Consider the following 13,043-nt stretch of genomic DNA (forward strand, 5'->3'; position numbering starts at 1 on the left):
AAATTAATGGATGACTGTTTTAAGGGGTTTCTTGATGACTCCTTCGACCCCACCTTTAACTCAATAAATCTGCCGTGGCTACCTTGGGTGGGCAGTCGCTACTATGAGTCCGACACAAAAACGATAATTCTTGGGGAAAGCGTTTATGTTTATGGCGCAGGCGACGAAACCACTCGCCAAAGAATCCTACACAGGGAGAGTCTCCGGCAGCGCCAGATGACTCATGGAATTTTGGGGAAGATTAAATCCCGCTACCTTCGCAACTTTGAGCGCGCCGTATTTCTAAAAACACGACCGTCTGGACTGGAGCGGGCGCACCTCTGGTCCCATGTAATTTTTCACAATCTCGTTTTGGAGCTTCTACCATCGAGGAAGAACCGTCCGACGATGCGCGACTACACAGCAGGCTGGGAGGCGTTCCTTGAGCTTGCAGAAGTGGTTCAGCCACAACGGTGTATTGTGTATGGGCTTGAATCACCGAAGATCGAAGCCCTACAGGAATTACTCGCATCGCGCAAAATGGCCATTCAAAAAAAAAGGCTTCCTGCCGTTGGCAGAAGCCGCCCTGTGAAACTATCTATCCAGATTAATGGTCGCCCTCTTGACCTTCTATTCATACGCCACCCAAGCGCCTTCTTCCCATGGAAAAAATGGGGTGCGTTTATACGGGAGGCAGGATTTAATCCGCTCGCGGTAGAAACTCACAAAATAGTAGAGCGCGCTACAACTGAGCCTTTACCTGAGCCATTTACCGGGTAGCGGCCGGGTGTCCGGCGATTTGCTGTCCCTGTCGCCGCCTGCCCGGAATTGGCACTCGGACTACCCCCCAAGCCTCTTGACGAAGTGGTGGCACCCGATCTGGTAGTGATGGCGCATGTACAGCCGATGCGCCGCCGCCCGCTCCTTGCCGACGCCGGAGTCCAGGTGCACGGCGCTGCAGCCCAGGCGCGCCGCCTCGACCTCGGCCCACGCCATCAGGCGGTCGCCGAAACCCCGTCCGCGCCACTCGGGCCGGGTGGCGATGTCGACGATGTACAGCGACTGGCCCAGCCACAGCGAGTGCTGGATGCGGTAGCCGAGCACGGCGGCGGCCACGGGGGAGTCGTCGGCGAAGATGCCGACCAGCTGGTAGCCGTTGGGCCGCAACAGCTGGTCGATCACCCTCAGCATGTCCTCCGGCGCGTAGTGCGGCCAGAGTTCGCGCAAGGCGTCGACCGCGCTGGCGGTGTTGTCTGCCGTGATCGGCACGACCGGGATGTTCAAGGGGACCTCCTTTTCGGGTTGCGTTCCGTGGTTCAGGCAGGCCTGCCGCTCTGCTGCGTCGGCTGACGCGAAAAGGCCGGCTTGCGCCGGCCCGGGCGCCAGATCCGTAGGGGCGAATTCATTCGCCTTGGCGGGGTATCTGGGCGAATGAATTCGCCCCTACAGGAGTGGGCCGGGCGCAGAGGCCGCGCCGGCCCTTCTCAGCTCACTTCGCCCACTGCGCCGTATCGTCCAGCGCGCGTTCGAAGCGTTCGAGCAGCAGGCCCATCTCCTGCTCGTCGATGATCAGCGGCGGGCAGAAGGCAATGGCGTCGCCCATGGCGCGGGTGATCAGGCCGTGCTGCTGGGCGCGGCCGGCCAGGTAGCGGCCGAGGGTGCCGGTGGCCAGGTACGGCGCCTTGCTGTCCTTGTCGCCGACCAGTTCGACCGCGGCGATCAGGCCGCAGCCACGTACCTCGCCGACCAGCGGGTGGTCGGTGAAGCGGCGCAGCGCGGCGTGCATGCGCTCGCCCATGGCCGCGGCGTGGGCGACCAGGTTGTCCTCCTCGATGATCTTCAGGTTCTCCAGCGCCACCGCGGTGGCCACCGGGTGGCCGCTGGCGGTGAAGCCGTGGCCGAGGGTGCCGAGCTCGCCGCTCTGCGCCTCGATCGGCTGGTACACCGCGTCGTTGATCAGCACCGCGGCGATCGGCTGGTAGGACGAAGACAACTGCTTGGACACCACCATGATGTCCGGGCGGATGCCGAAGGTCTGGCTGCCGAACATGTTGCCGGTACGGCCGAAGCCGCAGATCACCTCGTCGGCGATCACCAGGATGTCGTACTTGCGGCACACCTGCTGGACCTTGGTCCAGTAGGTGTGCGGCGGCACGATGACGCCGCCGGCGCCCATCAGCGGCTCGCCGATGAAGGCGGCGATGGTTTCCGGGCCCTCGGCGAGGATGGTCTGCTCCAGCTCCGCGGCCAGGCGGTCGGCAAACTGCTCCTCGCTCTCGCCCGGCAGCGCGTGGCGGTAGTGGTGCGGGCAGCCGACGTGCAGGAAGCCCGGCAGCGGCAGGCCGAAGCCGCGGTGGTTGGCCGGCAGGCCGGTGAGGCTGGCGCTGGCCACGGTGATGCCGTGGTAGGCGTTGGTGCGGGCGATGAACTTCTTCTTCTCCGGCTTGCCGAGGGCGTGGTTGCGGTACCACACCAGCTTGACCACGGTGTCGTTGGCCTCGGAGCCGGAGTTGGTGAAGAACACCTTGCTCATCGGCACCGGCGCCATCTGGATCAGTTTCTCGGCCAGCTCGATGCTCGGCCGGTGCGCCTTGTGGCTGAACAGGTGGTAGAACGGCAGGGTCTCGAGCTGCTGCTGCGCGGCGCGGATCAGGCGCTGGTTGCTGAAACCCAGGGCGGCGCTCCACAGCCCCGACATGCCTTCGATGTAGTCCTTGCCCTGTTCGTCGTAGACGAACACGCCTTCGCCGCGCTCGATGATCAGCGGGCCCTGCTCCTGGTGCAGGCGGGCGTTGGTGTAGGGGTGCAGCTGGTAGTGGATGTCCTTCTCTTGCAGCGATTGGCTCATGACGCACGCTCCATGGGGGTTGGGCAAGGCATTCGGGGCTCAGGCGGTCTTACGCTGCCTGTGGTTGAATCCGGGCAGGTCGGCGAGCTGGGCGTCGATCTGCTCGATGATGTAGGCACCGATCGGGATGGCCGAGGTGGCCGCCGGCGACGGCGCGTTGCACACGTTGACGCTGCGCCGGGTGTTGCGGAACAGGAAGTCCTCGATCAGCTTGCCCTCGCGGGACACCGCCTGGGCGCGCACGCCCGCCGGGTAGGGCCTGAGGTCCTTGAGTTCGATGCTCGGGCAGTACTTGCGCACTTCCTGCAGGTAGCCGCGTTTGAACAGCGAGTTGCGCATCTCGACCAGGCCGGGGCGCAGGTTGTTCTTCAGCACCTTGAGGATGCCCGGGTCGGTGAGCATGGCGAAGGTGTCGGACAGCGAGATGTCGCGCTTGCGGTAGCCCTCGCGCTTGAGCGCCAGCACCGCGTTGGGGCCGACGGTGACGGTGCCGTCGATCATCCGCGTCAGGTGCACGCCGAGGAACGGCATGGACGGGTCGGGGATCGGGTAGATCAGGTGGTTGACGATGCGGTTGTGCTCGGCCGGCAGCAGGTAGTACTCGCCGCGGAACGGGCAGATGCTGAAGCCCGGGGCGAGGCCGAGCATGCGCACCACGCGGTCGGCCATCAGCCCCGAGCAGGAGACCATGAAGCGGCTGCTGAACTCGCCGGCCGAGGTCTTCACCACCATTTCGGTGGGGCGCTCGTCGAGGCCGATCACCTCGGTGCCGTAGCGGATCTCGCCGCCGCGCATCTGGAACTCGCGGGCCATGGCCGCGGTGACTTCGGCGTAGCTGACGATGCCGCTGGAGGGCACGAAGATGCCGCCGATGCCGGTGATGTTCGGCTCGCGCTCGCGCAGCTGCTCGGCGCTCAGCCACTCGCGCTCCAGGCCGTTGGCCGCGGTGCGCTCCCACAGCGCCTTCATGCGCTGCATCTCCAGCTCGTTGGTGGCGACCAGCAGCTTGCCGCACTCGTCGAAGCGGATGCCGTTCTCGTCGCAGAACGCCTTGGTCGCGCGGTTGCCGGCCAGGCAGAACCTGGCCTTGAGGCTGCCGGGGGTGTAGTAGACGCCGGCGTGGATCACGCCGCTGTTGTGGCCGGTCTGGTGGCGGGCCGGAGCGGATTCCTTCTCCAGCAGCAGCATCCGGCAGTCCGGGTAGGCGCGGAGCAGTTGCATGGCGGTGGACATGCCGATGATGCCGCCGCCGATGATGATGAAGTCGTACACCTTGTCTGCCCTTCTTCTGGAATGGTGGTTATGGGGCACGCGGGGACGGCGCACGCAAGCCGCCCCCGCGGATGGCGAGCAGAACCTTACTGGCGCGGCTGGCGCAAGACCTTCTTGTGGGTGAAGTAGCCGCGCTGGCGCATCAGCTCGCGGCGCAGGCCCGGATGGGCGATGAAGCGGTCGCGGCCGTGCAGCCAGCAGTGGTTGTTGATCAGCAGGAAGCTGCCCACCGGCACGCGCACCGACAGCTTGGCCGGGCTGTTCTCGATGGAGTCGCCGAGATCGGCCAGCCAGTTGCCTTCCTCGAAGTTCTTCGGCTGCACGAACTGGTCGATGTAGCTGATGATCGGCCGGCCGGCGACGTCGGTGTCGAACACCGCGTGCCAGATGTCCTTGGTGACGTTCTTGCTCGGCGGCGCGCTCCAGCGCATCTCGCGGCGGGCCAGCGGGTGGGTGTAGAAGTGCTCCAGCCCCTCCCAGTCGTCCAGGTGCAGCAGCAGCGAGTTGCCGCCTTCCATGTTCTGCTCGTCGATCTTCAGCATCAGCACGTAGTCGGTGTCCTGCTCGACGAAGGTGCCGTCGGTGTGCAGCTCCATCACCCGGTGGGCCTGGCGCAGGTAGCTGTCGGAGTTGTCCTCGTTCTTCACCACGAAGCGCGCGTAGTACTGGCCGCTCATGGCGTCGTAGTTGGAACGGCCGAACAGGTGGGCCACCGCGGTGGTGAACTTGACCATGTCCTCGGCCTGCTCAACCGAATCCAGTCCTTCCGGGGTGATCAGCAGGGCGCCGGTGTCGCGGTCGGCCAGGCTGTCGATCAGCAGCGGCTGCAGGGTGTGGGCGCACAGCTCGTCGAGCAGGCGCGCGCAGCGGAAGCGCAGGAACGACTTGTACTCCAGCGCCTGCACCGGGTAGTCGGCGGTCGCGGCGAGGTAGGCCTCGACGATACTGCGCGGGAAGGTCAGCTGCAGCAGGCGCGGCGAGATCGCGGACGGCGCCAGGGTGAAGCCCTGCGGCTCGACGGGCTGGGCGACGGAAGGCTTGAGTTGGACAACGCTGGACATGGCGGGCGCTCCTGGACAAGGCGACAATGGGTTGAGACGTTTTTGTTTACTGTCGGCGTATTTGAAAAATATCGACATTTTTATCGCGTGTCAAAAATTTCCAACACCTGCGGACGAAAGGCGCAGTCAGCCCGCCATTGGGTATGATGGCCGGGCACCACGAGGAAGGACGGCGAACATGGAAACCCTTGTTTCCCAAGAGAATCTGGCGATCCGCGGGCATGAGCTGCTCAAGCGCGACATCATTCGCGGCGTGTTCCGCCCCGGCGAGAAGCTGCTGATGAGCGGCCTGAAGGCGCGCTACGGGCTGGGCGTCGGCCCGCTGCGCGAGGCGCTGTCGCAACTGGTGGCCGAGCGCCTGGTGGTGGTCATCAGCCAGCGCGGCTACCGGGTGGCGCCGATGTCGCTCGGCGAACTGTTCGATATTTACGACGCCCGCGCCAACCTGGAGGCCATGCTGCTCGGCCTGGCCATCGAGCGCGGCGACGACGCCTGGGAGGCGGAGATCCTCGCCCGCGCCCACACCCTGACCAAGGTGGTGGAGGTGCGCAACGCCGAGGAGCAGCTGAGCGTGTGGGACGCCCGCCACAAGGCGTTCCACACCGCCATCGTCGCCGGCTGCGGTTCGCCACACCTGCTGCAGGTGCGCGCCTACCTGTTCGACCAGGCCGAGCGCTACCGCCACCTGTGGCTGCAGCACACGGTGTTCTCCGAACAGGCGCTGGAGGCCAAGCGCCGCGAGCACGCCACCCTGGTCGAGGCGATCCTCGCCCGCGACAGCGCTCGCGCCAGCAACCTGATGCGCGAGCACCTGATGGGCCCGGTGCCGATCATCACCGAGCTAATGAAGGCCCAGGACGAAGCTCGCCGGTCCCCCGCCTAGGCGGCGGCCAGCCGCCATGGCATAGTGCCACGAACCACGGAAGGTGATCTGCGTCACGGAATGCGCCAGAATAACAACCTGCCGAGCAGGTGGGGATGGGTGAGCATGGGACTCAGAAGCTGGCGGCCTGAGGGAGGCTACTGGTGGCGCATGGCGCTGACCGGCAGCCTCGGGATCGTCATCGCCCTCGTTTCCTACCTGTACGGCGCCGCCCTCGAACGCGACCTCGAGACCCGCGAGTTCCAGCGCCTCGCCCAGGTGCAGTACCAGAACACCCGGGAACTGCTGCGCCGCTCGACCCAGGTGCTGCTCGCCTTCCGCGGCTTCTTCGCCGCCTCGCAGCAGGTCGAGCGTGACGAGTACGCGCGCTTCGCCGGCGAAATCCTCGCCCACTACCCGGAAATCTACGCCATCCACTGGGCGCCGAAGGTCGGCCCGGCGCAACGGGCGGCCCTGGAGGCCGAGATCCGCGCCCTGCAGGCCGTGCCGCTGGGCATCTTCGACACCGACGCCCGGGGCAAGCTTCTCTCCCCTGCCCCCGCGCGCGAGCTGTACTTCCCGGTCCAGTATGCCGAGCCATACGCCGCCAACCGCAAGGTGGTCGGCCTCGACACCCTGGGGCGCTCGACCAACCAGACCGCCATCCGCGCGGCGACGGCCAGCGGCGAGCAGCAGCTCACCCCGGTGTTCCCGCTGATCCAGGACCCGGACGGCCCGCTGGCGACCGCGCTCTATCAGCCGGTGTTCGCGAGCGACCTGCCGACCGCCAGCGCCGAGCAGCGCCAGCAGGCGCTGCAGGGCTTCCTGATCCTCCTGCTGCGGCCCAGCCTGCTGGTCGAAGGCCTGCCCTTCGGCGAACGCAAGATCGCCGTGCGCCTGTACGACCGGCAGGACGCCCAGCTGGCGGCCATCCATCCGCGCGGCGCCAGCCTGCAGGAGCCGGCGGAGAACGTGGTGCACCACGAGCTGCGGGTACCCGGTCGCACCTGGGTCATGGAGTTCGTGGCCGAGGAAGGCTTCGGCGAGAGCCTGCACATCCAGCCCGTGTTGCTGATGCTGTCCCTGCTGCTGCTGACCGGGGCCAGCCTGGTCTTCCTCGACCGCTCCCACCGCAGCTCGCAGGCCCTACAGACGACCAATGCCGAACTGCTGCGCCGCCAGCAGGAGCTGGACGACCTGGCCCACTACGATCCGCTGACCGGCCTGCCCAATCGCCTGCTGCTCTACGACCGCATCGCCATGGCGCTCGCCGCACAGCGCCGCCAGGGCGGCAGCCTGGCGGTGTGCGTGCTGGACCTGGACGGCTTCAAGACGATCAACGACCGCTTCGGCCACCCGGCGGGCGACCTGGTGCTGCGCGAGGTGGCGCGGCGCCTGCAGGCGCTGGTGCGCTCCAGCGACACCGCGGCGCGCCTGGGCGGCGACGAGTTCGTCGTGCTGCTGCCGGGGCTGGCTGCCGGAGCGACGCTGCACCAGCTCATGCAGCGCCTGATCGCCCGGCTGGGCGAACCCATCGCCCTCGCGGATGACGGTCCGCAGGTGCAGGTATCGACCAGCATCGGCATCGCCTTCGCCGACGGCCAGCAGAGCGTCGACAGCCTGATCCACCAGGCCGATGTCGCCATGTATCAGGCCAAGCATGTCGGCAAGGGCTGCTACCGGATCTACGGCGAGGCGGCGGCCCCTGTCGAACGGGCCGGCACATGATGCCGCCCCGGCCTGCACTGCGCGAACTGCCGATGGAGTGTCGAGCATGTCCCTCAGCGTTTTCGAGCTGTTCAAGAGCGGCATCGGCCCGTCCAGCTCGCACACGCGCCGCGGCGGCCTGGCGGTGAACGTGGTGGAGTGCTGACGCGCCTCAGTGCCCGCCCAGGTAGGCGCTGCGCACCTCGGGATTGCCGAGCAGCTCCGCCCCCGTGCCGGTGAGGCGGATCTCGCCGTTGACCAGCACGTAGCCGCGGTCGGAGAGCCTGAGCGCATGGTTGGCGTTCTGCTCGACCAGGAAGATGGTCATGCCGCCGGCGGCCAGCTCGCGCAGGGTCTGGAAGATCTGCCGCACCACCAGCGGCGCCAGGCCCAGCGACGGCTCGTCGAGCAGCAGCAGCCGCGGCCGGCTCATCAGCGCGCGGGCGATGGCGAGCATCTGCTGCTCGCCGCCGGAGAGGGTCATGGCGCGCTGCTGGCGGCGCTCCTCGAGGCGCGGGAACAGCGCGTACATGCGCCGCAGGTCCTCGGCGGCGTGCCGTTCGCCGACGGTGATGGTGCCCATCAGCAGGTTCTCCTCGACGCTCATGTCGGGGAACACCCGCCGCCCCTCGGGCACCTGGGCCACGCCGCTGGCGGCGACGTGGTGGGCGGAGCGGAAGGTGATGTCCTCGCCGGCGAGGAGGATCTGCCCGGCGCTGGCGCGCGGCTGGCCGAAGATCGACATCAGCAGGCTCGACTTGCCGGCGCCGTTGGCGCCGATCAGGCACACCGTCTCGCCCTCCTCTACCCGCAGGCTGACCCCGCGCAGGGCCTGCACCGGACCGTAGAACAGGTCGAGGTCGCGCAGCTCGAGCAGCGGCGCGCTCATGCCGGCTCCTCCTCGTCGGCGCCGAGGTAGGCGGCGATCACCTTCGGGTCGCTGCGGATCGCCGCCGGCGCGCCCTCGGCGATCACCTCGCCGTGGTCGAGCACCACGATGTGGTCGCAGATGCCCATCACCATGCCCATGTCGTGCTCGATCAGCAGCACGCTGAGGGCGTGCTGCTCGCGCAGGCGGCGGATGATGGCGCCGAGCGCCACGGTCTCGGCCGGGTTGAGGCCGGCGGCCGGCTCGTCCAGGCACAGCAGCTGCGGGCGGGTGCACATGGCGCGGGCGATCTCCAGACGGCGCTGCTGGCCGTAGGCCAGTTCGCCGGCCAGGCGGTTGGCGCAGTCGACCAGGTCGACCAGCTCCAGCCAGTAGAAGGCATGGGCCAGCGCCTGCTCCTCGGCGCGGCGGAAAGCCGGGGTGTTGAGCACGCCGGCCAGCAGGCTGCGGTTCAGCCACAGGTGCTGGGCCACCAGCAGGTTCTCCAGCACCGACATCTCGCGGAACAGGCGGATGTTCTGGAAGGTGCGCGCCAGGCCGGCGCGGTTGACCCGGTGGGTGCCCCCGAACAGCTTGTACCACAGCCGGCTGGCGAACTGCCGCGGGCGCACGAAGTCGCCCGGGCGGAACGGCTCGCCGAGCACCTGCAGCACGTCGGTGCGGCGCCCGCGGGCGTTGAGCTGGATGCTGCCGGCAGTGGCGCGGTAGAAGCCGGTCAGGCAGTTGAACACCGTGGTCTTGCCGGCGCCGTTGGGGCCGATCAGCGCGGTGATCGAGCCGCGGCGCACGCCCAGGCTGACCTCGTGCAGCGCGCGGATGCCGCCGAACTGCATGCACAGGCGCTCGACGCTCAACACATGTTCCCCGGTCATGGCGCCACCCCCGGGCGCGGTGCGAAGCCGCGCCGGCTGACGCGGATCAGCCCGCGCGGGCGCCAGATCATCATCAGCACCATGAGCATGCCGAACAGCAGCACCCGGTAGTCGGCGAAGCTGCGCAGCAGCTCCGGCGCCACGGTGAGGACGAAGGCGGCCAGCACCACGCCGAGGGTCGAGCCCATGCCGCCGAGCACGACGATGGCGAGGATCAGCGCCGACTCGAAGAAGGTGAACGAGCTGGGGTTGACGAAGCCCTGGTAGCTGGCGAAGAACACCCCGGCCAGCCCGGCGGTGGAGGCGCCGAGCATGAACGCCGAGAGCTTGACCAGCACGTGGTTGAGGCCCAGCGCACGGCAGGCGATCTCGTCCTCGCGCAGCGCCTCCCAGGCGCGGCCGATCGGCATGCGCGTCAGCCGCGTCTTGACGTGCAGCACCAGCAGCACGGTGAGCAGCAGCACCGCGTAGATGAACACGAACTTGAGGTTGGGATCGTAGGCGATGCCGAGGAACTCGTGGACCGGCACGCCGCCCTCCTTCGCCCGCCGGCCGAACTCCAGGCCGAGGAAGGTCGGCGCCGGCACCGGCATGCCGTTGGGGCCGCCGGTGAACGACAGCCAGTTGTTCAGCACCAGACGGATGATCTCGCCGAAGCCGAGGGTGACGATGGCCAGGTAGTCGCCGTGCATGCGCAGCACCGGGAAGCCGAGCAGCGCGCCGGCCAGCGCGGCAGTCAGTGCGGCCAGCGGCAGCACGCTCCAGAAGCCGAGGCCGAGGTACTCGTAGCCCAGCGCCAGGCCGTAGGCGCCGATGGCGTAGAAGGCCACGTAGCCGAGATCGAGCAGGCCGGCGAGGCCGACCACGATGTTCAGGCCGAGGCCGAGCAGCACGTAGATCAGGCCGAGGATGACCACGGTGAGCAGGTACTTGCTGGCCAGCAGCGGGAAGATCGCCGCCGCCAGCAGCACCAGCGGGATGGCCCAGCGCAGCGCCGAGCGCTGCCCGGGCGGCAGCACCTGCACGCCGGCGCCGCCGCCGTCGAAGCGCTGCAGCCAGCGCCGGCCGCTCGCCGTGTGCAGGAACAGGCCGAGCAGCAGGCGGCCGAGCATCACCGCGCCGACCAGCACGGCGAGCCGCGCCGGCTCCAGGGTGAAGCCGTAGCCGTCGAGCACCACGCCGACGATGGGGCCGAACACCACCAGGGCGAGCAGCCCGGCGAGGACGGTGTCGAGCAGCACGTGACGCAGGTCGGCGCCGCTCATACCTTGGTCACCTGCGGCCGGCCGAGCAGCCCCTGCGGGCGGAAGATCAGGATCAGCACCAGCAGCGAGAAGCTGAACACGTCCTTGTAGTCGGTGTTGACCAGCCCGGAGAACTGCGCCTCGGCGACGCCGAGCAGCAGGCCGCCGAGCATGGCCCCCGGCAGCGAGCCGATGCCGCCGAGCACCGCGGCGGTGAACGCCTTGATGCCGATGACGAAGCCGGCGTAGAAGTCGAAGGTGCCGTAGTTGAGGGTGATCAGCAGGCCGGCCAGCGCGGCCATGGCCGCGCCGATGACGAACACCGCGCTGATCACCCGGTCGGTGTCGATGCCGAGGATCTGCGCCATCCGGCGGTCCTGCTGGGTGGCGCGGCACATGCGGCCCAGGCGGGTGCGCTGGATCACCCAGGTCAGCGCGGCCATGCCGACGAAGGCGGCGACCAGGATGAACACCTTGGTGTAGCTGATCTGCAGGAAGCCCTCACCGACGTGCAGGCGGAAGGCGCCGTCGAGCAGGGTCGGCACGCCCTGCTGGCGCGCGCCCTGGCTGAGCTGCACGTAGTTCTGCAGGATCAGCGAGATGCCGATGGCGCTGATCAGCGGCGCCAGGCGCGTGGAGTTGCGCAGCGGCCGGTAGGCGATGCGCTCGATCACCCAGCCGTAGGTGGCGGTGACCGCGACGGTGAACAGCAGGGTGGCGAAGATCAGCAGCGGGAAGGAGTGCAGGCCGAAGAAGCCGAGCAGCGCCAGGCCGATGGCCGACAGGTAGGCGCTGATCATGTACACCTCGCCGTGGGCGAAGTTGATCATGCCGATGATGCCGTAGACCATGGTGTAGCCGATGGCGATCAGCCCGTAGACCGCGCCGAGGGTCAGGCCGTTGAGCAGTTGCTGCAGGAAGATGCCGTCCATGCGTGTCGCCTCAGGGGAGAACTGTGGGAGGGCGGGCCTGCAGCACCGTAGGGTGGAAAACGACCGCAGGTCTTTTCCACCACCTCACGCTTTCGGTGTAAAACCGCTGCGCGGGTTTTCCACCCTACGGATCGGAGATGCCCGCCTTTACCGGACTCGCCTCACGGCAACTGGTGGTACTTGCCCTGGTCGTCCCACTGGTAGAGCACGTAGTCGCTGACCTTGAGGTCGCCCTTGGCGTCCCACGCCTTGGGTCCCATCACCGTCGGCACGCTGTTGCTCTTCAGCCACTCGCTGGCCTTGGCCAGATCGTTGGAGCCGACCGCGTTGAAGGCCGCCGCCATGGCCTGCAGCGAGGCGTAGGCGTACAGGGTGTAGCCCTCCGGCTCGTAGCCGCCGGCACGCAGCTTCTCGATCACCGCCTGGCCGTCGGCGATCTTGCGCGGGTCGGCGCCGAAGGTCATGTAGGCGCCCTTGACGTACTGCGGGCCGCCGGCGGTGGTGACCATCTCGTCGGTGACCACGCCGTCGCCGGAGACGAAGTGGGCGGTCAGGCCCTGCTCGCGCATCTGCCGCAGCAGCGGACCGGCCTCCGGGTGCAGGCCGCCGAAGTAGACCACGTCGACCTCGGCAGCGCGCAGCTTGGTGACCAGTGCGTTGAAGTCCTTCTCGCCGCGGGTCAGGCCCTCGTAGAGCACCTCGCTGACGCCGCGCTCCTTGAGCCGCGCACGGGTGGCGTCGGCGATGCCCTGGCCGTAGGTGTCCTTGTCGTGGATCAGCGCCACCCGCTTGCCCTTGAGGGTGTCGATGATGAAGTCGGCGGCGACCTGGCCCTGCTGGTCGTCGCGCCCGCACATGCGGAACATGCCGGTCAGGCCGCGCTCGGTGACCTGCGGGTTGGTCGAGCCGGGGGTGATGGTGAGGATGCCGGCCTCGTCGTAGACCACCGAGGCGGGGATGGTCGACGACGAGCAGAAGTGACCAATCACCCCGGCGACCTGCTCCTGGTCGACCAGGCGGTTGGCCACCGCCACCGCCTGCTTCGGCTCGCAGGCGTCGTCGCCCTTGACCAGCTTGATCGGCTCGCCGTTGATGCCGCCGGCGGCATTGATGTCGGCGGCCGCCTGACTTGCTCCGCGCCAGTACTGCTCGCCGATGGCCGCGCTGGGGCCGGTGTGCGGCCCGGCCACGCCGATCAGCACGTCGGCGTGGACCTGCGAAGACAGGCCCAGCGCGGCGCCTACCGCGAGGGCGAGAAAGCCTTTTCCTGCAATCTTCTGCGTCATGGACGGGAGCTCCTGGAGGGGGGATGTTCGCGGCTGCGCACGCCATTGCCCGAATGCCCGGAGCCAGTCCTGCCCCGGGATAATCGGCATA

13 protein-coding genes are annotated in these 13,043 nt (G+C 67.9%); 4 read left to right on the top strand and 9 right to left on the bottom strand.

The genetic code is table 11. The features are described from left to right. Positions 1 to 6 precede the first annotated feature (6 nt). Positions 7 to 759: a hypothetical protein gene (locus tag RA210_RS05450; RefSeq protein ID WP_201485647.1), complete on the top strand. Its 753-nt coding sequence runs from the start codon at positions 7 to 9 to the stop codon at positions 757 to 759. Between the two features lie 60 nt (positions 760 to 819). Here the strand turns inward: RA210_RS05450 and RA210_RS05455 are convergent, their stop codons facing one another. The 4 genes from RA210_RS05455 to glaH all read right to left on the bottom strand — a co-directional run bounded on the left by RA210_RS05455 (position 820) and on the right by glaH (position 5,160). After that, complete coding sequence (locus tag RA210_RS05455; RefSeq protein WP_201485648.1) at positions 820 to 1,263, bottom strand: GNAT family N-acetyltransferase; 444 nt, start codon at positions 1,261 to 1,263, stop codon at positions 820 to 822. Positions 1,264 to 1,468: 205 nt separating this feature from the next. Then, entirely contained in the window at positions 1,469 to 2,827 is a 1,359-nt protein-coding gene (locus tag RA210_RS05460; RefSeq protein WP_201485649.1) for an aspartate aminotransferase family protein, read from the bottom strand. 39 nt (positions 2,828 to 2,866) lie between these two features. Next, positions 2,867 to 4,099: an L-2-hydroxyglutarate oxidase gene (lhgO, locus tag RA210_RS05465; protein WP_201485650.1), complete on the bottom strand. Its 1,233-nt coding sequence runs from the start codon at positions 4,097 to 4,099 to the stop codon at positions 2,867 to 2,869. Positions 4,100 to 4,185: 86 nt separating this feature from the next. Continuing rightward, on the bottom strand, positions 4,186 to 5,160 hold the full coding sequence (gene glaH, locus RA210_RS05470) for a glutarate dioxygenase GlaH (protein ID WP_201485651.1): 975 nt from the start codon (positions 5,158 to 5,160) through the stop codon (positions 4,186 to 4,188). A gap of 178 nt (positions 5,161 to 5,338) precedes the next feature. Here glaH and csiR point away from each other — a divergent pair, with 178 nt between their 5' ends. The 3 genes from csiR to RA210_RS05485 all read left to right on the top strand — a co-directional run bounded on the left by csiR (position 5,339) and on the right by RA210_RS05485 (position 7,895). Then, positions 5,339 to 6,043, top strand: a complete 705-nt coding sequence (csiR, locus tag RA210_RS05475) for a DNA-binding transcriptional regulator CsiR (RefSeq protein WP_201485652.1) — start codon at positions 5,339 to 5,341, stop codon at positions 6,041 to 6,043. A gap of 105 nt (positions 6,044 to 6,148) precedes the next feature. After that, the gene (locus tag RA210_RS05480) at positions 6,149 to 7,750 is read left to right on the top strand and encodes a diguanylate cyclase domain-containing protein (RefSeq protein ID WP_236574628.1); all 1,602 of its coding nucleotides are present in this window, start codon (positions 6,149 to 6,151) and stop codon (positions 7,748 to 7,750) included. 46 nt (positions 7,751 to 7,796) lie between these two features. Further along, positions 7,797 to 7,895: a serine dehydratase beta chain gene (locus RA210_RS05485; protein WP_201485653.1), complete on the top strand. Its 99-nt coding sequence runs from the start codon at positions 7,797 to 7,799 to the stop codon at positions 7,893 to 7,895. Between the two features lie 6 nt (positions 7,896 to 7,901). Here RA210_RS05485 and RA210_RS05490 read toward each other — a convergent pair whose 3' ends face one another. The 5 genes from RA210_RS05490 to RA210_RS05510 form a co-directional block, all read right to left on the bottom strand. Next, entirely contained in the window at positions 7,902 to 8,618 is a 717-nt protein-coding gene (locus tag RA210_RS05490; protein ID WP_201485654.1) for an ABC transporter ATP-binding protein, read from the bottom strand. Then, entirely contained in the window at positions 8,615 to 9,490 is an 876-nt protein-coding gene (locus tag RA210_RS05495; protein ID WP_201485655.1) for an ABC transporter ATP-binding protein, read from the bottom strand. Before RA210_RS05495 ends, RA210_RS05490 begins: the two co-directional genes overlap by 4 nt. Further along, the gene (livM, locus tag RA210_RS05500) at positions 9,487 to 10,755 is read right to left on the bottom strand and encodes a high-affinity branched-chain amino acid ABC transporter permease LivM (protein ID WP_201485656.1); all 1,269 of its coding nucleotides are present in this window, start codon (positions 10,753 to 10,755) and stop codon (positions 9,487 to 9,489) included. Before livM ends, RA210_RS05495 begins: the two co-directional genes overlap by 4 nt. Further along, positions 10,752 to 11,666, bottom strand: coding sequence for an ABC transporter permease subunit (locus tag RA210_RS05505; RefSeq protein WP_201485657.1), 915 nt, complete (start codon positions 11,664 to 11,666; stop codon positions 10,752 to 10,754). Before RA210_RS05505 ends, livM begins: the two co-directional genes overlap by 4 nt. 161 nt (positions 11,667 to 11,827) lie before the next feature. Beyond that, positions 11,828 to 12,952, bottom strand: coding sequence for a branched-chain amino acid ABC transporter substrate-binding protein (locus tag RA210_RS05510; protein WP_201485658.1), 1,125 nt, complete (start codon positions 12,950 to 12,952; stop codon positions 11,828 to 11,830). Between the last annotated feature and the right edge of the window lie 91 nt (positions 12,953 to 13,043).

It is taken from the genome of Pseudomonas sp. OF001 (assembly GCF_904426495.1).
Classification (GTDB): Bacteria; Pseudomonadota; Gammaproteobacteria; order Pseudomonadales; family Pseudomonadaceae; genus Geopseudomonas.

Coding starts and splice junctions, on each gene's coding strand:
- RA210_RS05490 (WP_201485654.1), bottom strand. CDS start 8,618: ATGAGCGCGCCGCTGCTCGAGCTGCGCGACCTCGACCTGTTCTACGGT.
- RA210_RS05485 (WP_201485653.1), top strand. CDS start 7,797: ATGTCCCTCAGCGTTTTCGAGCTGTTCAAGAGCGGCATCGGCCCGTCC.
- RA210_RS05510 (WP_201485658.1), bottom strand. CDS start 12,952: ATGACGCAGAAGATTGCAGGAAAAGGCTTTCTCGCCCTCGCGGTAGGC.
- RA210_RS05495 (WP_201485655.1), bottom strand. CDS start 9,490: ATGACCGGGGAACATGTGTTGAGCGTCGAGCGCCTGTGCATGCAGTTC.
- RA210_RS05450 (WP_201485647.1), top strand. CDS start 7: ATGGATGACTGTTTTAAGGGGTTTCTTGATGACTCCTTCGACCCCACC.
- glaH (WP_201485651.1), bottom strand. CDS start 5,160: ATGTCCAGCGTTGTCCAACTCAAGCCTTCCGTCGCCCAGCCCGTCGAG.
- RA210_RS05480 (WP_236574628.1), top strand. CDS start 6,149: ATGGGACTCAGAAGCTGGCGGCCTGAGGGAGGCTACTGGTGGCGCATG.
- csiR (WP_201485652.1), top strand. CDS start 5,339: ATGGAAACCCTTGTTTCCCAAGAGAATCTGGCGATCCGCGGGCATGAG.
- RA210_RS05460 (WP_201485649.1), bottom strand. CDS start 2,827: ATGAGCCAATCGCTGCAAGAGAAGGACATCCACTACCAGCTGCACCCC.
- RA210_RS05505 (WP_201485657.1), bottom strand. CDS start 11,666: ATGGACGGCATCTTCCTGCAGCAACTGCTCAACGGCCTGACCCTCGGC.
- livM (WP_201485656.1), bottom strand. CDS start 10,755: ATGAGCGGCGCCGACCTGCGTCACGTGCTGCTCGACACCGTCCTCGCC.